Origin of the sequence: Xanthomonas sp. 3307 (genome assembly GCF_014199735.1) — a bacterium.
GTDB classification, from domain to species: domain Bacteria; phylum Pseudomonadota; class Gammaproteobacteria; order Xanthomonadales; family Xanthomonadaceae; genus Xanthomonas_A; species Xanthomonas_A rydalmerensis.
This window is the reverse complement of sequence record NZ_JACHOG010000001.1, coordinates 1-26,488: the sequence shown is the minus strand read 5'-3', so window position 1 is coordinate 26,488 and position 26,488 is coordinate 1. Positions and strand designations below refer to the sequence as shown.

9 protein-coding genes are annotated in these 26,488 nt (G+C 63.7%); all 9 read right to left on the bottom strand.

Annotation, left to right across the window (positions count from 1 at the left end):
- Positions 1–84: 84 nt before the first annotated feature.
- The 9 genes from ampC to GGR64_RS00005 all read right to left on the bottom strand — a co-directional run bounded on the left by ampC (position 85) and on the right by GGR64_RS00005 (position 26,485).
- Positions 85–1,254, bottom strand: a complete 1,170-nt coding sequence (gene ampC / locus GGR64_RS00045) for a class C beta-lactamase (RefSeq protein ID WP_184643204.1) — start codon at positions 1,252–1,254, stop codon at positions 85–87.
- 144 nt (positions 1,255–1,398) lie between these two features.
- Positions 1,399–2,625, bottom strand: coding sequence for an aminotransferase class V-fold PLP-dependent enzyme (locus tag GGR64_RS00040; protein ID WP_184643202.1), 1,227 nt, complete (start codon positions 2,623–2,625; stop codon positions 1,399–1,401).
- A gap of 67 nt (positions 2,626–2,692) precedes the next feature.
- Positions 2,693–3,634: a 2OG-Fe(II) oxygenase family protein gene (locus GGR64_RS00035; protein ID WP_260302397.1), complete on the bottom strand. Its 942-nt coding sequence runs from the start codon at positions 3,632–3,634 to the stop codon at positions 2,693–2,695.
- A 37-nt stretch (positions 3,635–3,671) separates the two neighbouring features.
- Positions 3,672–4,631, bottom strand: a complete 960-nt coding sequence (locus GGR64_RS00030) for a 2OG-Fe(II) oxygenase family protein (RefSeq protein WP_160964845.1) — start codon at positions 4,629–4,631, stop codon at positions 3,672–3,674.
- 58 nt (positions 4,632–4,689) lie between these two features.
- The gene (locus GGR64_RS00025) at positions 4,690–5,670 is read right to left on the bottom strand and encodes a 2OG-Fe(II) oxygenase family protein (protein ID WP_260302395.1); all 981 of its coding nucleotides are present in this window, start codon (positions 5,668–5,670) and stop codon (positions 4,690–4,692) included.
- Between the two features lie 63 nt (positions 5,671–5,733).
- On the bottom strand, positions 5,734–16,968 hold the full coding sequence (locus tag GGR64_RS00020) for a non-ribosomal peptide synthetase (protein WP_260302392.1): 11,235 nt from the start codon (positions 16,966–16,968) through the stop codon (positions 5,734–5,736).
- Positions 16,965–18,200: an FtsX-like permease family protein gene (locus tag GGR64_RS00015; protein WP_160964841.1), complete on the bottom strand. Its 1,236-nt coding sequence runs from the start codon at positions 18,198–18,200 to the stop codon at positions 16,965–16,967. Before GGR64_RS00015 ends, GGR64_RS00020 begins: the two co-directional genes overlap by 4 nt.
- Before the next feature lie 10 nt (positions 18,201–18,210).
- Positions 18,211–19,524 (bottom strand): ABC transporter permease, encoded by a 1,314-nt coding sequence (locus GGR64_RS00010; RefSeq protein WP_184448737.1) that lies wholly within the window; start codon positions 19,522–19,524, stop codon positions 18,211–18,213.
- 67 nt (positions 19,525–19,591) lie between these two features.
- On the bottom strand, positions 19,592–26,485 hold the full coding sequence (locus GGR64_RS00005) for a polyketide synthase (protein ID WP_326520300.1): 6,894 nt from the start codon (positions 26,483–26,485) through the stop codon (positions 19,592–19,594).
- Positions 26,486–26,488 lie beyond the last annotated feature (3 nt).

Below are 26,488 nucleotides of genomic sequence, written 5' to 3'. Positions count from 1 at the left end.
GTTGGAGCTCAGGGCCATCGAGCCGATCAGCGAAGCTCGCATGTGCTTTTATGTCGTGTGCACCCGGCGAAGCGGAAAAGGCGCTTAGTGTGAATGCCCGTTTGGCAAGCCGCGTGCGACATCCAGCACGGCATTGGCCAGGCGCAGTCGCGCTTCCATGGAGATGTTTCGATTGATCAGCAGGACGATGCCGATCCTGTCCGACGGATTGAAGGCAATGTATGCGCCAAAGCCCCGGGTCGAGCCGGTTTTGTTGATCAGCACATTCTGCTGTGGCTGCAATGGTGGCGTTAGCGTGTCCACAGCATTGCTCTCGTAGATGACCTTCTGGGAACTGTTCGTCAACAGCCCGTTCTGGTTGGTGGGGTAGGGAATCTGTTCCCAGACCAGGTCCTGGGTCATGTCACCGAGCTTGAAGTAGCCGGTGTGGGTGTCTTTGATGGCTTGCCGCAGCGCAGGCTGCACTTCGATCAGGTTGAGATTGATTTCGACAAAGCGCAGCAGATCCTTGGCTGTGGTTTTTATGCCGTATGCCGGTTCCCATAGAGCGCCTGGCTTCATGCGTACCGGGGCATTGTTCTCGTCGTAGCCCTGCGCGTACAGCGCCTGTTTTCCGGGCGGAACGTAGAGGTAGGTGTTGGGCAACGCAAGCCTGGGAAGCAGGATGCCTTCCATCGCCTTGCGAAACGGGACATGCATGCTTTTTGCCGTGATCACCCCCAACATGCCAATGCTCGGGTTTGCGTAAGTGCGCTTCGTGCCTGCAGGGTACTGAGGCTTCCATGCCTGAAAATAGGCAGTTACCTGAGCGTCGCTTTTGACATCCTCCGGCATCTGCATCGGGAAGCCGCCTGCTGTATGCGTCGCGAGATTGAGCAGCGTGACCTTGTCGAAGTCGTGACCCTTCATCTCCGGCAGATATTTGCTGGGGTGATCCATTAGGGACAGCTTGTGGTTGACCTGCGCATAGGCGGCTAAGGTGGCGGTGAAAGTCTTGCTGATCGAGCCGATTTCGAACAAGGTGTCCTTGCTGATCTTCGCCTGCGTCGTTCGCGAGGACACGCCATAGGTGGCGTAGTAGTCCGTTCCATCGACCGTTATGGCAACGGCCACGCCGGGCACGTCGTACTGCTGCATGAAGGCCTGAACGGTCTGCTGTAGCTGCTTCTGCGCATCTGCCCGCGAAGTGGGCACGTCCTTCGCGCTGCCGATGGCGGCAACGAAAAGCAAACAGAAGGCCAAAAGCCTCTTCATCGTCTGTACCCTGCCTTTTCCTACCTGCTTGAGATTGTGGCGATCACGTCCACTGCGTGGATCGTGCCGCTTTCGCGTTCTACAGGATGGACAAAAAGGCAGCGGGAGGGAAGCGGCCCATTTGCGCTAGCCGCCCGGTGCCGGCTAAACGACCGCCGATCGGCGCCTCGATGACGGTTTGCGCATGAGCGCAGCCAAGCATTCCACCAGATAGTCGATGTCCGAACAGGTGTTGTAGACATGAGGAGATAGCCGAAGCAGTGCCACGTCCTGGCGCTCGATGACGGAAACCTCGAGATGGAACCGGTCCCAAAGCGCGCCTTGCAATTGTGCCGGCGTTGCCGCCGAAGGTAGCTCGAAGGCGATCATTGGCCCACTCAATGAAGGGTCGGTGGGCGTCGCAGCGATCAGGCCCAGCGTTGTGAGGCGTTCCCGCGCATACTCGGCCAGCATGCGCATATGGGCGATGGCGTGGTCTGGCTTGAAAGAGCGGTGGAAGGCGATGGCCTCCGGCAGGGCGAGCCATGGGCAGATGTCGCGTGTTCCCTCGCATTCAAGCCGACGCAGCCGAGGTGTGCTCCCGAATCGATCGCGTTCGTCTGGCGCCGATGCGGCCTGTGCGCTGTGGTGCCCCCAACTGATCGTCAGTGGTTGCAGTCGCTCTTCCCGCTCGCGTCCCAGATAGAGAAAACTGGCACCGCTCGGCGCAAGCAGCCACTTGTGGCAACTGCCGACGTAGAAATCGCAGGGGATCTGTTGCAGCCGCAGTGCGCTGGCCGCCACAGCATGCGCGCCGTCGACCACGCTGATGATGCCGCGCTTTTGCGCTTCTTCGCAGATCCGCCGGGCGGGCAGTACCAGCCCGGTTGCCGAGGCGATATGACTGAAGAAGAGCAGGCGAGTACGCGGTCCCATGGCGTGAACGGCCGCTTGCACGATCTCCTCGGGGTCCGACGGCATGGGCGGAGCCTGGAAAGTGCGAAGCGCCAGGCCGTGCCGGTCCGCAATGCGTTCCCAGCACCATCGCATGGTCAGGTATTCCTGGTCGCTGAGCAGGATTTCGCCGGGAGTGGCAAGCGCCAGCGAGGATGCCACCAGGCTTGTCGCGGCACTGACGCTCGCGGTGAAAACAAGGCGGTTGGGCGCGCAATCCAGGAATTCGGCCAACTGCTCGCGTGCGCGCCAGAGCAGGTCGGGCACCTGGCGCAACAGGAAGTCAGTTGGTTCCTGTGCAAGCCGGTGCCGAAGCGCCGCGGTTGTGTCGAATACGGCGCGCGGAAGTGGGCCGAATGAGCCAGCGTTCAGATAGACGACGGAGGGCGGTAACAGCATGCGCTCACGCACGTGCGTCGCGTCGATGTGCGAAATCATGAACGGGCACTCCCGGTGGGATGACGGCGCGCTGGCGGGCACTGATAGCGTGGCCATGCCGAATGTACTAGGGTTGAGGCGACATGACGTGCATCTCCATGTAATTGGCGCCGCACCACTCTCCGAACGTGGCACGCTCGCCGCTCAGGTCGTCGCCCATGCCGAGCGCCTTGGCTAGCGGCACCGAGAAGGTGAATTCCGAACGCGGCCGCAGGAAGAGCACGCTCGATGTGCGATTGCTGCCGATCCGTTGCGTCCTGCTCGGTGATACCACCCGGTGCTGCGGTGCCTTGATCTTCCCATCGGAAACCAGGGGCGCGATGGACCCGCAGAAAACCACCACGCACCCTGGACGTGGCGCCAACTCGACGAAGTGCCCGTCGAGTTCCACCTGCAGGCTGACGAATCCGTTTGGGCATGGGGTCTGCAGGATCAGGGAAACGATTGACAAGTCGTAGTGAGGCGCCATGCGGTTGGGCTGCTGTTCGGCGCAACGGTCTTCGGGGACATCGGGGAAGTAGCGGAATCGCAGTACCGGATCGCAATCGAGCAGGGTGTCGATATCGGTGTGGAGATGGACATCCATGCTCCGCAGCACGGCTTTCGCCGTCTGCTGCGAAATCGCGTAGTAGATGTCGAAGTAATTGCTCCACAGCCGTTGGAAGTCCTGCGTGGGAAACAGGTTGCCGGAGATTCCCATCGAGTAGACCATCGCGTAATCGGAGTACTCGCCGGTATTGGTGCAGCGCGCGGTGCTTTCGGAGCCTAGCGGAGAAAAGCCACGGCGCATGTTCGGTCTACTGTTGGTGACAGCCTGCTTTGCAGCGTCGTCGGCATTGGCGAAGAACGTCATCGCGGCGTTTCCGGCCTGGACGTGCGCATCGTTCAGTGGGCCGTTCACCTCGAGATAGAAGACGCCTTGCTCGCTCACGCAGCGTCGCAGTTCTTCCATCTGCTCGCCACGCATGATGTTTTCCAGCGCGAAAGTCGGAACGGTCCGTTCGTTCATGCGTTTGCACTCCTTCTGTGATGGGTCGCTTCAACGGTCAAGCGAGGGCTGGGGCAAGCGAACCGCTGGCCGCGGAGCGGAGATTGACGTAGTTGCCGCCGATCCATTCGCCGAACGTGGCGGTGTCGCCGGTGAAATCGACGTCCAGGCCGGCGGCCTTGGCAAGCGCGACCGAGAATCGAAAATCTGGCTTCGGACGCAGGAAAAACACGCTGGAAGTTCGCGCGCTGCCGCTGCGCTGGCTGATCGACGGCGAAGCGACCTGATGCCGCGGTGCCTTGATCCTTCCATTCGATACGAGCGGAGCGACTGCGCCGCAGAACACCACCATGCAACCAGGCAGCGGTGGAAGATCGACGTAGCGGCCATCCACGGCGCACTGCAGGCTGACGAAGCCGTTGGCGCAGGGCGTCTGCTGGATGGTGGTAATGATGGAGAGATCGTAGTGCGGCGCCATGCGGCGTGGCTCCTGTTCCGCGCATCGGTCTTCAGGCACTTCGGGGAAGTAGCGGAAACGCAGCAATGGATCGCATTCCAGGAACGCATCCAGCCCCTCGTCGGGATCCACGTCGGCGGCCTGCAGGGCGCACCGTGCGATGTCCTTGGTAACGCCGTAAAAACGGTCGAAGTAAGCGGTCCAGACGTCCTCGAAGGGCTTGGAGGGGAACAGGTTTTGCGAAAGGCCGATCGAGTAGACCATCGAGTAGTCCGTGTATTGGCCGCCTTTGGTGATTTTTGCGGTACTTTCCGCCTCGAGGTCGGAGAGTCCCCGTCGGATGTTGGGGGTGAGATTGCGCAGCGCGTTCTTTTGTTCCGCGCTGCCGTTCTCGAACAGGTCCATGACGGCCTCCATCGCCCTCCGATGCTGTAGTTTCAGGTCGTCGTCCTCCCTGATGTAGAAAACGCCGGTCTCGAACAGAGACTTGCGTAAAGAATCGGTGCGAATGCGCTGCTTGAGCTCATCCAGTTCAAAGACATGGATCCCGGTGTCGGTCATGTGTGTCGCCTCGGCGCTGGTGATATGCAGATGTCGTGTGCGGCTCGGGTCACGTGGGTCAGGTCTGGCCATTGGCCTTGATCAGGTCGAGAAGCCCGTGCTGCAGATAGTCGCCGTAGGAGAGCGCCCTGTTGGTGTAGGCGGGACGATGTTGCGCAGGGGCGAACGGCGTGATGGTGCTTCTGTAGGAGAGGTTGGCAAAGAAGGGTATGGAAAGCCGCTCGGCATTGATGAACTTGACCCGATGCATCGGCGCTGGGTAGTAGTCGTGCGTGATATGCGCCATGTAGGTCCCGCAATTGACCAGGAAGTGCTCTTCGGATGCGGGGATGTCCACATAGCCTTCTGCGGTCTCGACCTGAAGGTTGGGAACGGCGGTCTGATAGAGGACGGTGATCAGCGAGACGTCTTGGTGATGCTCGAAGCTGAGTTTCGTTCCATCGGCTGCGATTTTGACTGGCGGATAGTCTTCAAGGTACGGGTAGCGGATCAGTGACACCGCCGACAAGGTGTCTTGCGCGGTGAAGTGGGGCTCAAAGAACGTTTCATCCTTGCCCAGAGCGATGGCGAAACCGCGCAGGACCAAGGATGCGACGTCGAACACGTCCGTGTAGTAGCGCTCGTAGAATGGGCGAAAGCCGGGATGCCTTTCCTCGTCGGGCCAGATGTTGACTTCGTGGGAAGGCAGTCCTTCCCTGATCGATGCGTGCTCCGCGTTGAATGATGGGTTCAGATAGCAGAACGACTCGTTGGCCTTCCTGCCCTGAACTGCCATGTAGTAGCCGTTGCGGTTCCTCGGATTGGTCGGGTTGTAGGCATTGATCGCCAAGGCCCATTTCTCTGCCTCGGACATGGCCATGTGCCAGTCCGTGGTTACCTTCTGCAGCGCTGCCAGATCGACGCCGTGATTGGCTGCATAGAAGAATCCGGAACTGCGGCAAGCGCGGTCTATTTCGTCGGCGGCAGCGCGCTTGGCGGCCGGGTCGCTGCCGGCGAGTCTGGAAATGTCGATCACCGGTACGTCTGCATGGCTGTTCATGGTCATCTCTGTCGCTAAGGGAAGTTGTCGATGCGTCAGGCGGATGTCGTGTTGCGCTCGGGTCTAGATGGTCGCCCTTTCCTGGATCAGGGATGCCGTCGTCGAACACACCTTGCCTACGGTCGCTTTCTCGTGGATCCAGGAGAAATGACTGTTGTCTCCGAGGGTCTGCAGTGTGAATGACGACGGCGGCAGCAACGTATCGAGATTGTTGAAGGGCGAACTCGCGTAGTACTCGAAGACCTTGCGCTGCTCGTCGCTGCGATGGTCGGCAATGGGCTCAACGGCCTTGAAGAGCACGATGTTGTCGGCGGTTTCCGCCAGCGTTGCCAGCGCCTTTTGATTTGGTCTGTAGCGGTGATTGATCGGATCGAGCGAGTTTGCATGTTTAGGCAGGCATAGATCGTCCACCGCCTTCTCGACGTTGAAGAACGAATCGACCATGAGCAGATTCGAAACCGCTTCACCCTCGCGCAGCAGTTGCAGCGACATCTCCAGGGAGACCACGCCGCCGAAGCTCCATCCGAAGAAGTTGTAGGCGCCGCTTGGTTGCAGCTGGCGTACGTGGTGCATGTAGTACTTGGCGATTTCCTCGAAGGACTGCATGGGGCTGTGCAGGTGCACGTTGTTGAACAGCACCAGGCGCAGGGTCGGGAGCTGTTTCGCCAGGTTGTTGAGGTAGCTTTCCGCGCCGCCTTCGCCGGGCGGAAGGACGAACAGCGTGGGGCCGGCCGTGGCTTCGTTGATGACGAAGTAGGGCTCGAAATCCACGGTGCGGGGACGCGCGGGGGAGGGCTTTGCGGGGTCGGCGCGTTGCGTCGCGTGCTTGCCCACATACGCGCAGAACGTTTGCAGCGCCGCTTCCAGCGACCTGGAAAATTGCCTGGCCTGTTCGGCAGCCAAGCGACTGTCCACATCCACTACCATCCGCGTCCCGATGCAGCGTGCGGTGATATCTATTACGCAGTCGCTCGCGTGTTGATCGCTGCCGGACGTGCTGATGCCACACATCGCCGGGTCCAGTCGCCAGCGCGCGGTGCCATCGTGCGCATCGCCTGCGTCGGCGGTGCCAGGATCGGCGAAGCTACCCAGGTAGTTGAAGCTGATCTCGGGAAGTGGAGCAGCGTCGCTGCCGTAGACACCGCGGAGCGCGCCGTAGCCGACGCCATTGGAGGGAACGCAATCGCGGTTCGCACGTGTCGCCGCCAGGCTTTGCCCCATGTCGTCCTCGCCGACGATGGCGAGTGGATACATGGCGGTGAACCACCCTAAGACGTCCTGTACGTCCGGGGCATCGTGCAGTATTTCCCGGCCATGGCTTTCCATGGTAACGAAATGACGGGTCCGGCCGGTAATGCCGCGCAGCGCTCGAGCCAGCGCGGCAAGCATCAGGTCGAGCGTGTGCGCCTCACCGGCTCTGCGCCCGCGGCCGATCAACACCGCCGTGTCTTCGTCGCTGAGCGCGAAGCGCGTGCGATGGCCGGCGGCTGTGGACGGGTCCGCGCGTAGCACCGGCCGGTCCGCCGTGACCTGTTGCGCGATCTGCTGCCAATGCTGCACTTCTCCGGCTGCCGGGACATACGCTTGCAACGCCTGGGCCCAGCGGAGGATGTCGCCCGCCGGCGGATCCAGTTCTGCGCCATGGTAGAGGGCTTCCAGATCGCGACACAGGATTTCCCAGCTCACCGAATCCACGATCAGGTGATGCAAGGAAATCCAGATGCGCGCCGAACCGTCGGCGAATCCATGTACCACGGCAGCCCTGCACAGCGGCCCGCGCTCGAGGTCGAAGCCGCCCTGTAGTGCAGCCAGTTGCCACGCCAGTGTTTCTTCGCCGGAGACGCGCAGATCGATAGCGTGGAGCGGAATGTCGCTGTCCTGAGCGTAGAACTGGGTGATGCCCGTGGGGGCGATCGTCGCGGTTCTATACCTGAGGCGGAATGCATCGTGGTGTCGCGACAGCTTGTCGAGCGCGATGCGCAGCCGGTCGGTGTCCAGCGCAGGAGTGCGGATGGTCAGGTACTGGTTCCAGTGCCCGCGGTCGTGCAACTCCTTGGCGAAGAACCATGCCTGGATGGGCAGCAGCGGACATTCGCCGGCAGGTGCCGCATGGGCCTGCGCAGGCAACCTGTCTGCCGGATCCTTCAGGACATGTTCGGCGAACGCGGAGACAGTGGGAAAGTCGAAGATGTGCTTCACGCTGACCTTATGGCCGAACTTCCTGCGGATCTGGCTGGTCAGGTGCAGAGCGGCGATGCTGTCGCCGCCGATCTGGAAGAAGTTATCGTGGATCCCAACCGCCCGGCCATGCAGAACGTCGCTCCAGATGCGGCAAAGGCGCGATTCGATCCGTTGCGAGGGCGCCGCATAGATTGCGCCGGGTTCCTCTGGGCACAGGCGCGCCAACGCGCCGGTGTCGAGCTTGCCGTTCACGGTCAGTGGTAGAGCATGCTCCAACCTGACCAGGCTCGAGGGCATCATCGCCCCTGGCAGCTTCGAACGCAGATGGCGGGACAGGGCATGTTCGTCGAGCGCTGGTTCGGCGACGTAGTAGCAGACAAGCCTGTCGCCGCCGTCTTCGTCGTCGCAGCGGGCGATCACGGCGCATTGCGTCATGCCCGGGAAGGACGCGGCTACCTCCTCGACCTCGCCGGTTTCGATGCGAATGCCGTTGATCTTCACCTGCCGGTCGTTGCGGCCGAAGAACTCCAGTTCGCCGCTGTGGCGGCGCCGGGCCAGGTCGCCGGTCTTGTACAGGATGCCGTTGCGCCCTTGTTGTCGATCCTCTGCGCTCTGGAAGGGATTGGCGATGAAGCGTTCGCGCGTCAGTTCGTCGCGGTGGAGATAACCTGCGCCGACGCAATCGCCCCCCAAGTGAATCTCGCCAAGGCCACCCGTCGGCAGTTCGCGCAGTGTGTCGTCAAGGATGAGCAGCGCGCTGTTCGGGATGGCTTGGCCAATGTCGTTGCGGTACGGCGCGTCGGGCGCGAAGTACCTGATGGTGTTGTAGACGCTGGTTTCGGTGGTTCCGTAGGCGTTGTACAAGGGCCCCCGATACTCCTGGCGGATCTTCTCGAAGTGATGGCGTCGAAATGTTTCGCCCGCGACAAGCACTGCGCATAGGTGATCGAATCGGGACAGGTCGAACAGTTGCAGGTGGGTCGGGGTGCCACTGATATAGCTCAGGCGTTCCTGGTTCATGCGTCGATAGAATGCGTCGTCGAACACCAGTGTGGACTCGGGAATGATCAAGGTATTGCCGCTCAGGATCGACAACACCAGCTGCTCCACCGAGAAATCGAACACGTAGTTGGCGAGGAAGAGGACACCCCGGCGCGGCGATCCGGCCTCGGCATCGCCGAAGTAGCGACGTGCCAGGCCATCGCGGAAGCTCAGCACATTGCGGTGCCTCACCAGGACGGCCTTGGGCCTGCCGGTGGTGCCCGACGTGTAGATCGCGTAGGCGCGGTGGCCGCCGTCGGCAGTCGTCGCCGGGTTCGGCAACGTTGCGTCCTGCAGTGGCAGCGTCTGCACGTTCACGACTGGTATGTCGTGATGGCGTGCCAGTTGCTGGACGCGCTGTTCGTGGGCGGCTTCCGTCACCACGATCCGTGCGCGCGTGTCTTCCAGCATGAACGCGATGCGTTCGTCCGGGTAGCCGGGGTCGATGGGCACATAGGCAGCGCCGGCCTTCCATGCGGCGAGAATGGCGATCACGGACCACTCTGTCTTGTCCAGCACCAGCGCGACGAAATCGTCGGGTTCGAGCGATATGCGGTTCAGCAGGACATGCGCCAGTTGGTTGGCGCGTGCGTTGAGGTCGGCATATGTCAGGCGTGTGTCGCCATGCACCAGGGCGACATCGTGCGGCATGTCTGCGGCGATCCGCTCGAAGGCGGCGTGCAAGGTCTCGGCCGGTCGCGGTACGGCCAGGGGCGCCGCCGGCAGTGCACGCAGGTCCGTGCCGACATAGCGGATGTCGGACAACGCAGCGGACTCGGCCATCGGCGCGAGACGGCAGAACTCCTGAAGGATATGCCGATAGGTGGCGATGATGCCGTCGATGCTCGCGGCATCAAACAGCGACGCGGCATAAGTGAAGTTGACCCCAAGCCCGTCGGCCTTTTCGGAAACGGTCACGGATAGGTCGAACTTGGCCGTGGTTCTGCCTTCGTCCTCTGGCACGTGCACATGGATCGCCGACCAACCAGTCTCCACCGACTCCCTGTTCAGCAGGCTGAAGACCGCCTGGACGATAGGATGGCGGCTGGTGTCCTTGGCGACTTCCAGGCGCTTGACCAGTTGTTCGAACGGTAGGTCCTCGTGCAGTTGCGCCTGCAGCACGACGCCGCCGACGTCTCGCAGGTAGTCCAGCAGTCGGCCACTGCCGTCGATGCTGGTCCTCAGCACCAGCAGGTTGACGAAGAACCCCACCACGCCATCGAAATCGGCGTGCCTGCGGTTGGCCGATGGGGTGCCGACGATCAGATCGTGTTGCCCGCTGTAGACCTTGAGCGTGAGGTAGTAGGCGGCGAGCAGTACGCTGAAGAAACTGGTGCGCGTGGTCTGCGCCAGGACCTTCAGTTGGTCGGAGGTGCCGACGTCGATGTCGAAGACGATCTCCCGGCCGAGATAGTCGAATTGCGCTGGGCGCGGATGGTCGATCGGCAGGTTGAGCGGCTGCCAGCCGGCGAGCGAACGTTCCCAGTAGTGGAACAACGCGTCCATGCGCTGCTCGGTGAGCTGTTGCTGCTGCCAGAGAGCGAAATCCGCGTAGGTCGCCTTCAGTGGTGGCAGTGCGTCGTATGCTGTTCCTTGCAGCAGTGCCTGCAGTTCCTCGCGGAAAATCCGCCACGACCAGCCGTCGAAGCAACTGTGGTGGAAAACCAGGCTGGCCACGATGCGATGGGGCATGCCGCCGACGGTAAGAAGGTGGGCGCGAAGCGGGAGTTCTTCGTTCAGTCTGAACACATGGCCGGCTTCGGCCACGAGCAGCGTATCCAGCGCATTGCGGTCGGATACATCGGAACATCGCAGTTCGAACCGCAGCAAGGCTTGCTCTGCCGGGAGAATGCGCTGGATGCGGCGGCCCTCATCCGTGCCTTGCAGGAGGGTGCGTAGCGCTGCATGGCGTCGCAGCAGGGCGCGAAGCGCTGCTGCGACGTCGTCCTGTGCGGTGGGGCGGTCCAGGTCGATCGCCAAGGCGAAGGGGATATTGTAGGCGGCGGTGCCATCCACCAGGTCGTCGATGAACAACAGGCGTTCCTGCGCCAGGGAAGCCGGCGTCATCGCGCCGGACGCCTCGGCCAGGCCGGCGGGCGAGGCACGATCGGTGCCGATGGCATGTGCGTTGGCTTTGAGGAAGCGGGCCTGCGCGGCGATGTTCGGATGTGCGAACACCGCGGCGACATTGAAGTTCTGCGCGAAATGTTGGGTAATGGCCTGCGCCAGCTTGATGGCGCGGAGGCTGTCGCCGCCGACGCCGAAGAAATCGTCGCGGCTGCCAATCCGGTCCGGGGCCAGACCGATGACATGTGACCAGAGCCGGCAGAGTTCCCGCTCCACCTCGTTTGCGGGAGGGGCGTAGTCGGTGTCGGTGCCAATCGCGAACTCCGTAGGCGGCAGGCGCTTGACATCCAGCTTGCCGCTGCCGGTCACCGGAATCTCGGGAATCCGGATGATGCGTACAGGAACGATGGCCTGTGGCAACCTGGCCCTCATCCACTGCAGAAGTTCGGTCTCCTGCAACTGGCCGGCGCTGAGGTAGAAGGCGACCAGATACTTCTGCGAAGCGCCGCCGGCGGCGGAATCCGCGTACTCGCGAGCCAGCACGATCGCACGTGCGATGCCCGGATAGGACGACAGGGTCGCCTCGATCTCGCCCAGCTCCACGCGCTGGCCGCGGATCTTCACCTGCATGTCGTTGCGGCCGAGATACTCGAGTTCGCCGTTGGGCAGCCAACGCACCAGGTCACCGGTCTTGTACAGGCGTGCATTGACTCCCTGCGTCATCTCTTCAGCCGTCTGGAACGGATTGGAGACGAAGCGCTCCGCGGTCAACTCGGGGCGATTCAGGTAACCCCGCGCCACGCCGATGCCACCGATGTAGAGTTCGCCCACGCCGCCGACCGGCACGCGCTGCATGCCCGGGTTCAGGACGTAGCAGGCGGTATTGGCGACCGGATGGCCGATACTCTTGTCCAGGCGCGGTACGTGCCTGGGGTACAGGCGCTTGTGGCTGGTGATGGAGATCTCGGTCGGTCCGTAGCCATTGATGATCAGGCCATCGAAGGTGGAACGGATCTTGTCGAAGACCGGTGTGGTGAAGTCCTCGCCGATGGCATCGATTCGCTTCAACGAGGGAATGCTGCCGTATTCGTACAGGGACAGCACCGATGGCGTTCCGGACAGGTAGGTGACCCCGTGCAGGTTCATGTAGGCATACAGCCGTGACGTGTCGCTGCGCATCGCGTCGTCGAGCATCACCAGGGTCTGCCCGGACAGCAGGGCATCGGTCATCTGCTCGACGAAATGGTCGAAGACATAGTTGGAGAAGGACAGAATGGCTTCGTCGCCTTGGTCCTTGCGCAGCCCGAACAACTGCTCGAGCGACGCATGCAGGTTTACTACGCCCCGGTGCTCGATGAGCACGGCCTTCGGCCGGCCGGTGGTGCCGGACGTGTAGATGGCATAGGCCAGATCGGTGCTGGCTGCGGGGCTCTCCAGGTTGTCCGCCGCATGGCGTTCCAGAGGCAGGCCCTGGAGGCCAAGCACCTGGCAGTGAAGGTCGTCCACGAGCTGGTCCAGACGCCCTGCGTGGGCAACGTCGGCCAGGACCAGTTGCGCCTGGGTGTCTTCGAGGACGAAGCGGATCCGCTCGTCCGGGTAGGACGGGTCGATCGGGACGTATGCCGCGCCGGTCTTCCACACGGCGAGGATCGCCGCGATCATCCACTCGCTCTTGTCGACCACCAAGCCGACCAGATCGTCGGGCCTCAGCGCGACGTGTGCGAGCAACAGGCGCGCGAGCTGATTTGCGCGCCGGTTCAGTTCGCGGTAGCTCAGCCGCCGCTCGCCCGCCACCACCGCGATCGCGTCCGGCCAGCGCTCCGCCGCGATTTCGAATGCCGCGTGCAAGGTGCGTTCGGCGGGAAAATCGGTCCAAGTCCGGTTCCAGGCCTCGAATCGGCGGCGATCGCCGTCGCTGATCAGTTCCAGCGCCTGTGCCGGGCGTTCGAAGTCGTGCGGAATCTGCTGGAACACGGCATCCAGCGTTCCCAGCAAGTTGTCGATCGTGTCGTCATCGAACAGTTCGCCGGCATACCACAGATCGACTTCGAGCGCGTCGCCATGTTCACGTGCAACCACGGCGATCGGATAATCGACTTTGTCTGCGTCGTAAGACTTTTCGAAGTGCAGGTACTCGTGGTGCAGCGTGGCTTCGTCTTCTCCGAGCAGCCGCGGATAGTTTTCCAGCACCAGCAAGGTTTCGAACAGGCGCCGCTTGCTGCCTGTGGTCTGGACCATGAACAGCTCTACCGCACTGCGGCTGTTCATCCGGTTGATGGTTTCCTGGATGTCGATCAGTGCTGCGGCGATCGTCTTGCCTGCCTGCTCGGCATGATCGACGATCGCAGGTAGAGTATTGATGTAGAGGCCGACCGAATCCTCGATGCCATCGACCGGCAAGCCGCGACCGGAGACGACCGTGCCCACTGCGGTGATGGGGTGGCCGCCGAGCGCGAACAGTACCTTGTGCCACGCGAACTGCAGCACCGAATGCATGGTCACCCGGTTCTGCGCGCACCAGCGCTTGATTGCGGCCACACAGCGCGCATCCACGGACAAGGTCCTGGTACGGTGCTCGAGAATCCTGTCGTAGTCGCCGAAATCGGCCTTGTAGCGGTGCTGCGCGTTGACGATGCCGGCGAAATCGCCTCTGTCGCTCAGACGTTCGAACTGTTCCTGCCAGTACTGCAGGTGCTCGTGCCGATGCGATTCCAGGTAGCGCTGTGCGGCGACGTAGGCGGTGTCCTCCTGCAGTTCGATCGACTCGCCGCGCCGCAGCTGGATGTAGAACCGGTGTACGGTGTCGTGCAGCAGCGGAAGGCTCCAGCCATCCAGGATGATGTGGTGGCAACTGAACAGAAGCGAGTACAGCTGCTCTTCCTGCTTGATCAGGTAGACCCGGAACAGTTGGCCTTGATCGAGTTCGTAAGGTTCCATCCGGTCGTGTCGCTGCAGCGCCGCCAGGTAGGCGTCGCGCTCGCCGCGGTCGTGCATCTGGCTCAGGTCGATGTAGCGCCACGCCAGTGAGCGATCGTTGCGTTCGATTCGCTGCAGGGCCTCTTCTCGCCACTCGAAGCGCAGGGACAAGCTCGGATACTTGCGTTGCGCAAGACTCCATGCCTGGCGCATGGCATCGGCATCGATGGCGCGGTGGTAGTGGTGAAGCGACTGCATGACGTAGGCGTCATTGGTGGCCGCGCTCTTCATCCACTGGTAGAGCATGCCTTGCTGCAGTCCGGTGGCCAGCATCGTGACGCCGTCGCTGCCGTCGCTGCCGTCGCCGCCGTCCTCGCTGCGCGGGACGACCGGCGCTTCGGCCTCCTGCGCCAATTTGAGGGTCAGGTGATGGGACAACTGGCCGAACGTCTTCAGCCGATATACGTCCTCGACGCTGACTGCGATGCGGATCCGCTGCCATATCCGCATGATCAGCTGCAGGCAACTGATGCTCTGGCCGCCCTGACGGAAGAAATCGTCGTCCTCGCCAATCTCGCCGGCGCAGATGCCGAGCACTTCGCCCCACTCAGCCTTCAACACGCCAACGACGCCTTCCTCCGCCAGCGCGGCGCTGTCCTGGTCCAGGAGCGACGTGGGCAGGGCATGCAGCCCGACGTCAGGCAGGGCATGACGGTCGACCTTGCCATTGACGTTCACCGGCAGGACGTCCATGCGTACCATGCGTGCGGGGACCATCACGCGGATCAGGCGCGATTCGAGGAAGGCCAGCAGGTCGGCTTCGGAGACCGGCTGATCGGTGTCGGCGACGTAGTAGCCGATCAGGCGCCAGTTTCCGGTTTCGATCGAGTCGCCGCGCGCTACCACCACGCATTGGCGAACGCCGGGAAATTCCAGTGCCCGCGCCTCGATTTCGCCAGGTTCGACGCGAACGCCATTGAGCTTGAGCTGGAAATCGCTGCGCCCCATGAATTCGATCTGGCCATCGGGCAGGAACTTCGCCAGATCGCCGGTCTTGTAGATGCGGGCGTTGCGGCCCGCAAGCCGCTCCTGCTCGGTCTGGAAAGGATTGGCCAGGAAGCGCTCGGCGGACAGCTCCGGGCGGTTCAGATACCCGCTCGCCACACCGGCACCGCCGATGTACAACTCGCCGATGGCGCCGATCGGCACCTGTTTCATGTTCTGGCTGAGGATGTAGCACTTCACGTTGCGCAGCGGCCGGCCGATGCTGCGGTCGTTGCGGGTGGCGTCTCCCGGCGGGTACTCCTTGATGGCGGTGACGAATGCGGTTTCGGTGAACGCGTATTCGTTGACGATCCTGCCCTGGAACTTCTCGCGCAGGGTCCGCAGACCCGATGGCGTCAGTTCCTCTCCCACCAGCAGCAGACGTTTCAGCGAGCTGCAGTGGCTGAGGTCGAAATGCTGGAGTACAGAGCGCGTCCCGTTGAGGTAGCTGATCTGGTGGTCGGCGACGAAACGGGGAAAGCGCAGCGGATCCAGCCTCACGTCGTCCGGAACCACGACCAGGGTGTGCGAGTTGATCAGGGCGATCAAGGTCTGCCGCATGAATGGCTCGAACACCAGTGCAGCGAACAGGGCGACGTGCTCGATGCCCGCATGACGCATCCGGTAGCGCTCGGAGAGGTCGGTAATGCTGTTGACGACGCTGCGATGGAGCTTGGCCACCCCTTTGGGAACGCCGGTGGTCCCGGAGGTATAGGTGACATAGGCGACCTGGTCGGACCCGAGGCCCAGGTTCGGATTCGTGGCGGCGACATTGTCGTCCTGCAATGCCTGCTCGATGTCGACGAGTTCGACGTCGAGGCTGGCCTCGGACAGCATCTCCCGAAGCCGATCGAAATAGTGGCGATGGGTCAGGATGCGCCGCGAACCGGTGTCCTGCATGGTGAACTGGATGCGCTCGGGCGGGTAACTCGGATCGAATGGGGTATAGGCCGCGCCGGCCTTCCACAGCGCCAGTGTCGCGACGACGATCCTGTAGCTCTTGTCGAGATACAGCCCGACGATCTCGCCGGGCTTCACGCCCTCCCGCAGCAGCCACTGCGCCATGCGGTTGCATCGCCCGTTCAGCTCGCTATAGGAAAGCCGATCCTGGCCGCAGACAACGGCGCAGCGCTCGGGCGATGCGCCGGCCGCTTGCTCGAACAACTCGTCCAGGCGCGAAGCTTCCGGGAAGTCGCCGTCGGTGGCGTTCCATTGCTGCAGCTGTTGCTTCTGGTCTTCGGAGATCAATTCCAGGTCGATCATCGTGCCGTGCGGTCGTGCCACGATCTGGTGCAGCACTTCCACGACGATGTCGAGAACGCCGCGCATGGTCTGGTCTTCGAACAGATCGGGCGCGTAGCTCATGCGCAATTGCAGGCGGCGGTCGGCACGGTCGTCGTGCACGAGCAGCGCCAGCGGCAAGGCCGTCGCCGAGGATGGCAGGCGATCGGCAGCGTCGAGCACGACGGCGTCGAAGCAGCCCTGACCGAGCAGCGCGTCCGCGAGGACAAACGCGTCATCCTGGCGCAGGTCGCGTTCGATTTCCTGGGTCGCCTGCAGACAGCTCAGGGACGATTGCAGCCGATGATCGATGATGGATGGTTGCAGCCTCTGTGGCGCGTCGCCGCTTGCGTCGCGGCTGCTACGGATATAACCAACCACCGTCTGCGCACCGTTGCCATAGGCCTCCAGCACCCTATGCAGGCTCACCAGCGCCATCGCCGCTATCGAGGTGTCCGGATTGCCAGCGATGAAATCCATCAGGCTGGCATATCCGGCGTGCTCTATCACCGCCGACACGGTATGCGCCGAACCGAAGTCGCGGCCGTCGTCCCTGACGACGATCTTGTGGCGCCATGTATCCTTCAGAAGGATGTCGAGATCGCAGCGATCATTCCGTGCGGCATCGATGCGCTGGCGCCAGTCGGCGACGCCTGAAAGGAGGAGTGAGTTGCTCATGTCGTAATAAGCTCCCTGCTGTTGCGGCAATGGGGTGGCATTGCCGCTGATACGAGACGTGGCGCCGGATGGCTGACGCAGGCTTTTCATGCCGAGCGGGTTGCTTCCGCCGGCGGTACGCGCGAGGCGCGTAATGCCGGCGCCAGTACCGCGCCCTGGCCGAGCAGCAGCAGTACGACCATGCCCACGAGGATGTAGAGCGGAGAGAGCCTGGTCAGTTCGAACGAGCTCATCAGCCAGACGTTCAGTCCGATCGCGAGTACGCTGCCAAGCGCCACGCCGATCATGCCGATCAGCAGGTTTTCGGTTAGGAAGTAGTTGACGATGTCGCGCTGGGTCGCGCCCAGGGCGCGGCGCACGCCGATTTGCTTTCGTCGCTGGCCGACCCAGAAGCTGGTCAGCCCGACGATCCCCGCCGCGGTGACGCCGAGCAGCACCAGGGAGATGGCCCCCATCAAGTAGGCCGTTCCGCGGTCGCTTTTATAGACCTGTTCGCGCACCGTCGTGAAGGTGCGAACGCCTCGCTCGGCCGGGAAAACGCGCATGCGATCGAGCTTGACCAAGGTCGCTGGCGCCGAGCGCATTACCGCGTCCAGCTGCCCCGGCTTGGCACGCACCAGGTAGGTGCTGTCGCTGCGCGTGAGCCGCATCGGTAGCAGCGTGACGTTGTCCATGTAGCCATAGCTGTCGGCGCCGGACCACGAGGCCTGTAGATGATCGACGATGCCGATCACGGTGCTCGGCGTTGGATCAGTGTTCCCCAGGTAAATTGCCTTGCCCAGCGCACCGCCGTCCGGAAATACCTTGTCTGCGAGCGCCTTGGTAATGATCACCTGGCCCGGCCAGGCGAAGTCGTGCTCGTCGCCGGTCTGGATTTCGCTCGGATGGAAGTTGCGTCCGGCGATCAGCCTGGCGCCCATCGTGGAGAGACCATGGTCGTCGACGAAGTACAGCTCGGTGCGGGCCATTCGTTCCCGTGCATTCGGATCCAGACGGACGCCCTCTGGCCAGCTGTCTCCGCCCAGCGGGAACGAATTGCTTTCGGTGGCGTCCTCCACACCCGGCAAGCGGCGCAACGCCATCAGATCAGCGTCGATCAGCGGCGGCATGTCCTTGGGCGCAACGCCAACACGGTCGCTCTGGATCGTCAGCAGCTCGTGTTCCGCCAGGCCGGTGGGTCGGTAGATACGTTCGATGCGGTGCTGGATGATGCACAGCGCATTGCAGACGACTGCCAGCGTGAGTGCGATCTGCAATGCGATCAGGATGGTGCCGGCCTTGTGTTTCTTGAGCGCGGCAAGAATGGGAGCAAGTTGTCGCATGGTTGTCGCCTCAGTTCGCTTTCAGTTGCCAGGCCGGCTGCACCTGTGCCGCGCGCCAAATCGGGTAGAGCGCCGCGATGACGGTGGCCAGCGTCGCCACCACCAGGGTCAGTGCCGCCAAAGACACGTTCAGCTCGGCCAGGCGCGCGATTTCCGGCTCGAACACCAGGTCGGTGCCGAGCATTCCCAGGCCGGTCAGCAGCAAACCGAGCACGCCGCCGGCCAGGCCGACGGTGCCGGCTTCCACGAGGAACTGCATGTAGATGGCGCTGCGCGGCGCGCCCAGCGCACGACGGATGCCGATCTCCGCTGCGCGGCGCATGAACTTGGCCAGCAACAGGCCGATGGTGTTGACCAGGCAGATCAACAGGAAGCCCAGGCCCAGCAGCGCCGATATCTTCGACTCCGGCGGCACGATCTTCAGGTAGTCGAGCCATTGCGCCACGTCGCGCAGGCGCGCGTTGGGCGGCCAGTTGAAGCGTCCGGACTGCTGCTGTTGTGCCGAATAGTTGCGCAGGTAGTTCAGATAGGATTCCGCGCTCGCCTTGTCGGGCAGTTCGACCCAATAGGCGATCCATGCGCATTCGGACTGCAGCCATGCCTCCCATCCCGCACCGGGCGTCTTGTAGCAGCTGCGGTTGCCATTGGTCGGCAATTGCAGGCTGATGGCATGGGTGAACGGGATGAACAGCTGCGCGGGTTTGTCGAATCCTCCGGTATTGGCCGCGTCGTAGAACAGCGGCTGGGGATTCCAGCGATCCATCACCCCGCGGATGCGGTAGCTCCTGCCATCGATATTGATTTCCTTGCCGACACTGTTCGCACCCTTGAAGAGGCTGTCGTTGAGCGAGCGGCTGATCACCGCCACGGCCGCGCGTGACTCGTCCTCGGCCGCCGACCATCCCCCGCCGTAGAGGAAGGGAACGCCGAACATCGGGAAGGCATCCGAGTAGGTCGCGTAGCTGCTCACCTGAAACGGTAGCAGCGCCATGTCGGCGGGCACGATCGATGCCTTGATCGGGTAGAGCGCTGTCTGCCGCATCGCGCGATGGTCGCGCATCAGGGCGATGGTGTCCTTGTAGCTCAAGGCACGCGGTGGCTCGCCACCGTTCTCGATGTTTTCGGTGGGTCCCCAGTTGTCGATCTGCGCCACGAACAGCTGTGCGGACTTTTCCGGAATCGGGTTGCTCGAGGTGGCGCGGAATACGGCATAGGTGGTCATCGATGCGGCTACGCCGACGGCGATCGACAGCACCATCAAGCCGGTTAACACGGGATTGCGCATCAGGCTGCGCAAGCCAAGGTGGAAGTAGTAGCCAAACATCGTCGCTCCTTCATCAATCGCCGACCAAGGCACCGTTCGCGGGCGCCAGGAATTCGTCCCGTGGTTCCTATGCCTCTGTCGCCAGCCGGGTCTCTTGCCGCAACGTATTGGCGTCGAGGAATCTGCAGATGTCCGGCGCGTAGCTTTCCAGGGCTTCGCTCGTCAGCAGGATGTTGTGGTGATATGGCACCTTCAGCTCGGTCACGTCCCCGCGGATGTACTTCTTGAAGAATTCGTATTTCTCCGGGCGATCGGAGTCCTTGGCGATGATCATCAGTACGTTTCCATGGAAGGGGGATGGATCGCGGTAGTAGGCCAGGCGGATGTTGTTGCTCTGGATGGCGCTCATCCGCGCGATCATGGTTTGCTTCAGGTCCTCCGACGCCGTCTGGTAGTCCCTGTAGCTGGAAAGGCGCGATTCGAGGTCCAGGCGGTGCTCTTCGACGGCCTGCTGCGGCCACTCCTCGTCGTAGAGCGGTGCGCCGTCGATCATGATCAGCTTGGCCACCGCCAGGCCGCGTTTCTGCATTTCGGCCGACATGGCGTGGGCGACGATGGCGCCGAACGACCAGCCGAGCAGGTGATAGGGCCCCATGGGCTGGATGACCTGGATCTGCTCGATATAGTCGGCGCACATGTCGGTGATCGTCTCCGGCAACGTGTCGTCGTCGTTCAGTCCGCGCGCCTCCAGCGCATAGACCGGCAGATCCGCGGGAAGGTGCCGCAGCAGCGCCATGTACGGGCGCCCGAATCCGCTGCCGGGGTGGATGCAGAACAAGGGGGGGCGTTCACCGCTGCGCTTGAGCGCTAGTGGCTTGCCCTGCGGCGGGCGCTTGGTGAGATCGTCGATCTTTAACGCGATGCGCTCGATGGTCTCCTCCTCGAAGACGATGCGGATCGGTAGGTTCACGTTAAACGCCTTATTGACGCGGGCTACCAGCAGCGTGGCGAGCAGCGAGTCACCGCCCAGGTCGAAGAATGCGTCGCGCACCCCGATGTCCTGGATGCCCAGTAGTTGCTGCCATATCTCCAGGAGCTGGAACTCGATGGTGGTGCTCGGCGCGACGCAGGCGGTGCCGCCGCCACGGACATAGAGCTGCATGCCCGCCGCGTCCTGGGGCGACTTGTCGATCCACTTCTCCATGCGCGCCTGCAGATCCACGGTCGAATGGACGAGTTGCGGCACATCCGACCATGACAGGGCGTATGCAAGCGCTTGCGCGCCTTCGCGGCCATCGACGCCATGGGCGTTTTCCTTGGCGGGCTCGCCGGCGAAGTGCCAGCCGTCCCAGTTGATGCTGAACCATGCCTCGTCGCCTTGCGCATGCCGCGCGGTGGCAAAGGCGTCCATGTAGGCGTTCGCGGCGGCGTATGCCGAAAAGCCCAGGCCGCCCAGCACGCTCGACAGCGATGACATCAGGACGCAAAAGTCCACGCGCCGGTGTTTCAGCACGCGCTGCAGCACCATCGTGCCCTTGACCTTGGGAAGGAACTGGGCGCGGCTGCGCTCGAGCGTCGTGTCGGCCAGGGAGTGCATCGAATCGCGGACCTGGCCCGCGCAATGGATCACGCCGTCGATGTCGCCGAAACGGATTTCGGCCTGCTCGAAGGCATCGATCATCTGTGCCTCGTCGGTAACGTCGGCCTGGCAGACGAGGACCTGCGCGCCCCTGGACTCGAGCGCGAGCAGCCGTCCCAGCTTCGGAACCACAGGGTCGCTCGGGCTGCGCTCGGCGATCCAGTTGGCCCATAGCGAACGCGGCGGCAATTCGTCGCGCACGATCAGCACCAACTTGGCGGACATCGCTGACAGGTGTTCGGCGAGCGCGTATCCGACCTTGCCCAGACCGCCGGTGATCACGTAGACGCCGCCGCGTTTGATGCGTGGCTGCAGGTGCTCGTCCGGCACCTTGCGGGGCTCGTAGGTTTGCGTCCAGCGCGCTCCGTTGCGAAAGGCGACGACGCTGTCGTTGCGTTCGGTCATCAGTTCGCCGAAGAGGCTGGCGCTTGCCGCGGACAGGGCGCCCTCGCTGCGGTCTTCCGTGTACGGGTCACTGAGATCGATAAGTCGCGAGCGCAGGTTCGGATGTTCTTGCGGCGCAACCTTGCACAGGCCGAGGATCGGTGCATGGTGCGGCGCGAGCAGTTCCGCGCCGGTCACACGAAACAGGTCGTGCGTCACCACGTGCATCGCCGCGTCGTCGGCCTGCAGCCGCGCCATCAGGATGGCGATGGCGAACGCCAGGCTGCAGTAGCCGTTGCGCTGCTGCGCCAGGAACAGGTCGAAGCCGCGCAGTTCGGTCTGCGCCTGGCAGCGCTCCAACGACCAGAGGTGCACCAGGCGGTCGATGCGCAGACCGTCGCGTTCCAGGTTGTCGGCAAGTTCACCATAGTGGCGCGGGTCGTCGGCAACGATCGCGTAGTCGTCCGGACCGAGACGGGCGAATAGATCGCCATTGCACACCGTGATCGTCCGCTGCCCCGCGTGACGCAGTTGCTGCACGAGGCGCTCGCCGATTCCACCGCGATCGGCCATCACCACCCAGGTCAGCGGATGCGTGGCGTGAGCGCTGCCCGGCCTGGCCTTGCTGCCGCGCAACCGCCACAACGGAGCGTAGAACCAGTCTTGCTGATGCGGACGGCGCGCGTCGGCAGACGGTGCTGCCTGCGCAACATGACGGGGGGCATCCACCCAGAACCTGCGGCGCTGGAACGGATAGGTCGGCAGCGGCACGCGTCGCCTGCGCGCGGGGGCGTGATAGGCGGCCCAGTCGATGACGCCGGCGCCATGCACCCAGATCTGGCCGATGCAACGCTGCAGTGATCGGGCGTCGTGATCCGATGTGGTGGCGTGGCCGAGGGCCGGGACCACGGTATGCGCGCTTGCATGCACGCGCTGCCGGGCGAAGCCGCTCAGCGCCTGCCCGGGGCCCACCTCGACGAAGACGCATCGGCTCCTCAGTGGCGAGGTCGGCGACAGCAGGACGTCCATGCCTTCGGCGAAGCGGACCGTGCCGCGCAGGTGCCGCACCCAGTATTCCACGTCGGTCGCTTCCTCGGCGGAAATGAAGCCGCCGCTGAGGTTCGACACGTAGGCGAGGCGCGGCGCATGCATCGACACGGTGCTCAGCGTCTTGCGCCATGCAGCGAGCATCGGCTCCATCATCGCCGAATGGAAGGCGTGCGATGTTTCCAGATCCCGGCAGTCGATGCCCTCGGCGACCAACTTTTCACGTAGTGCAGCGATGGCGGCGGGGGCGCCGGACACCGTGCATTTGCCCTTTGCGTTGACTGCGGCGATGTCCACAGCGCAGTCGGACAGCCTCGCCCGCAGGCGTTCCTCGTCCTCGCGCACGGACAGCATCCGCCCCGGTGCCATTGCCTGCATCAGGCGGCCGCGCGTTGCGACCAGCCTCAATCCATCCTGCAGGGAAAATACGCCCGCCAGGCAAGCGGCGACGTATTCGCCCAGACTGTGGCCGATCATCGCATCCGGAGTGAGTCCGTAGGACTGCAGCAGCCGGGCCATGCTGTACTCCACGGCGAACAGCGCCGGCTGTGCGAGCCAGGTCTGGACCAATTGCCGGTTGGCATCCTCGCGTGCCTCGTGCGGTGGATACAGCAACTCGCGCAGGTCCAGGCCAAGCGCGGTACGCAATCCTTCCGCACAGGCGTCCAGTTGTTCGCGGAACACCGGTTCGGTCTTGTACAACTCGCCGGCCATGCCTGCGTGCTGCGCTCCCTGTCCGGGGAACATCCAGATCAGCGAAGCATGCGGGTCCGACGTGTTGGTCGCCTCGGCCGGGGCCGAGGTCAGCGCTGTGGCGGCGTCCGCGGCCGTCGTGCAGACCACCGCGCGGCGCCAGGCGTGCGCCGTGCGGCCGGTTTGCAGCGTGTAGGCAACGTCTGCCAGCGGCGCCGCCTGGTCGCTACGCAGATAGTCCGCAAGCCGCGTACTTGCCGCCTGCAAGGCCTCCGCGCTGCGTGCCGACAGTAGCAGCAACTGCGCCGGCCGCGTTGCCGAGTCGCTCGCCGCCTGCGGGCCTTCCTCCAGTACGACGTGCGCGTTGGTGCCGCCGATACCGAACGCGCTGACGCCGGCGCGGCGCGGCCCGTCCTGCGTGGGCCAGGGGCGCAGTTGGGTATTCACGTAGAACGGACTGGCGGCGAAGTCGATCTCGGGGTTGGGCTGGAGGTAGTTGATGCTCGGCGGCAACTGCCCGTGCTTGAGTGCCTCCACCGTCTTGATCAGGCCGGCCATGCCGGCCGCGGTATCCAGGTGACCGATGTTGGGTTTGACCGATCCGATGGCGCAGCGTTGCGCAGGCTCGCCAGCGAAGGCGTGGCTGAGTGCGCGCATTTCGATCGGATCGCCCAGCACGGTGCCGGTGCCATGCGCTTCCACGTAGCCGATGCTCGCCGGCGATACGTCCGCGTTGCGCTGAGCCTGCTGGATGACCCGCGCCTGTCCGATCACGCTCGGGGCGGTATAGCCGACCTTGTCGGCGCCATCGTTGTTGACCGCCGATCCTTTGATCACGGCGTGAATGGTGTCGTTATCGGCCAGAGCATGGTCCAGCCGCTTGAGCAGTACCACGCCCGCCCCGTTGCCGGCCCGCGTTCCCCGCGCGTCACGGTCGAACGCACGGCAATGGCCGTCCGGCGAGTTGATGTTGCCTTCCTCGTATCGATAGCCGCCTGGACCGAATTCGGCGATGCCGGCCGCACCGGCAAGCGCCATCCGGCTCTCGCCTTGCGCAACGCTGCGGCAGGCAAGGTGCACGGCCACCAGTGAGGTGGAACAGGCGGTGTTGACGTTGACGGCCGGGCCCGACAGGTTCAGCTTGTAAGAGATGCGCGTGGCGGCGAAGTCCTTGCTGTTGGCGTGCACGATGCTGGTGCCCAGCGCCGAAAAGGCGTCCAGCTGCGGCAGCAGGTGTTGCAGCACGTATTGGTTTTCGCCAACGCCGACGAAGACGCCGACCGGCCGTTCGCTTCGGGCATCGCCGTAGCCTGCGGTCTCCAACGCCTCATGCGCGCATTCCAGCAGGATGCGCTGCTGCGGATCGGTCACTTCCGCCTCGCGCGGGGTGAAGCCGAAATAGTCGGCGTCGAAGTCGGTCACATTGTCCAGCAGGCTTCGCACCGGCACGAACCCGGGATGGTCGAGCAGGGCCGGTTCCACTGCGGCATCCAGCAGCTCTTCCCGGCTGAAGCGGCGCAGCGATTCCACGCCATTGGCGATGTTGGCCCACAAGGTCGCGACGTCGCTGGCGCCGGGAAAACGGCCGGCCATGCCGATCACCGCGATCGCGCATCCCGGATCGGAGGCGGCGGACTGCTCCGGCGTCGGGCCGACCGCCGCCGGTTGCTGTATGCCGACCGATATGTGCTCAGACAGTCTGGCGATGGTCGGGTGCGCGAACAGGTCGGTGATGGAGATGTCGACACCGATGTTGTCGTGGATCTTCTGCCGCAGCGCGATGATGTGCAGCGAGGTGCCGCCCACATCGAAGAAGTTGTCGTGCATGCCGACGCGATCGAGCGCGAGAAGTTCCTGCCAGATGCCGGCCAGCAGCGTTTCGGCCTGGCTTCGGGGTGAGACGTAGTCGTGGCGCGCGAAGGCGCCATCGTCGGGCGCCGGCAACGCGTTGCGGTCGAGTTTGCCGCCTGGGGTCAGCGGCAATGTGTGCAGGATGACGAACGCGGCTGGCACCATGTAGTCGGGCAGGCCGGCGGCCAGGTGCGCGCGTAGTCGCGCGATCAGTTCGGAAGTGCCGTCGTTGCTGCCCGGTTCGCTGTGCGCACGGGGGACGACATAGGCGACCAGGCGCCTGTCTGTGCCCTCGCCACGCGCGAGCACGACGTTGTCGCGCACGTTGGGGTGCGCGGCCAGACGCGCCTCGATCTCGCCCAGTTCGATACGGAAGCCGCGCAGCTTGACCTGGTGGTCGTTGCGGCCGAGAAATTCGATGCTGCCGTCAGGCAGGTGGCGCGCCAGGTCGCCGGAGCGGTACAGGCGGGCGTCGGGATCGGCGACGAACGGGTCCTGCAGGAAGCGTTCGGCGCTGAGCGCCGGACGGTTCAGGTAGCCGCGGGCAACGCCGACGCCGCCGATGCACAGTTCCCCCACCGCGCCGGGTGGCACCAGCTGACCGTGCGCGTCGAGGATGTAGACGCGGGTATTGGCGACGGGGCGGCCGATGAGCGTTGCCGGGTCTTGCGCACGTACCACCTGGCTGGTGGCGTTGACGGTCGTCTCGGTCGGGCCGTAGCAGTTGAACAGCGTCGGCCTGACGCCCCCGTCACCGAACCAGGCCTGCAGCGCGTGCCGGCTGGTCGCTTCGCCACCGATGACGATGTGGCGCAGCGTCCGCGGTGCACGTGCTTCGCTCCATGCGTCGGCCCACTGCGACCAGAGCGAGGTGGGCAGGCTGAGCGCGGTGATGCCGTGGGCGGTGCAAAGCTCGTTGAACGTGGACGCGGAGGCTAGCCAGGCATCGGTCCGCAGCACCAACGTGGCGCCGCTGCAAAGCGCGCCGAAGATTTCCTCCACCGAGACGTCGAAGCATGGCGACGAGAACTGCAGGAGGCGATCGTGCGCAGTCAGCCCGTAGAGGCTTTTCAGTGCCCAGATCTGATTGCAGACCGAGCCATGTTCGATCATTACGCCCTTGGGAGTTCCGGTGGACCCGGAGGTGTAGATGACGTAGGCCAGGTGGCGGGCGTGCAGGCCGAGGGCGTGCGGATCCGGATCGGTCTGCGGCTGTTGGTGCCAGGCCGGATGCGGATGGTCCAGGTCCAGCACGTGGCGGCCCGGCAGCGCCCCGTCGCCGAGGGCGATGCGGCCGGCGGCGTCGACCAGCAGCAGGGCCGGATCGGCGTCGTCGAGGATCTGCTGCAGGCGTGCGGCGGGATAGTCCGGATCCAGCGGCACGTAGGCGCCGCCGGCCTTGAGGATGGC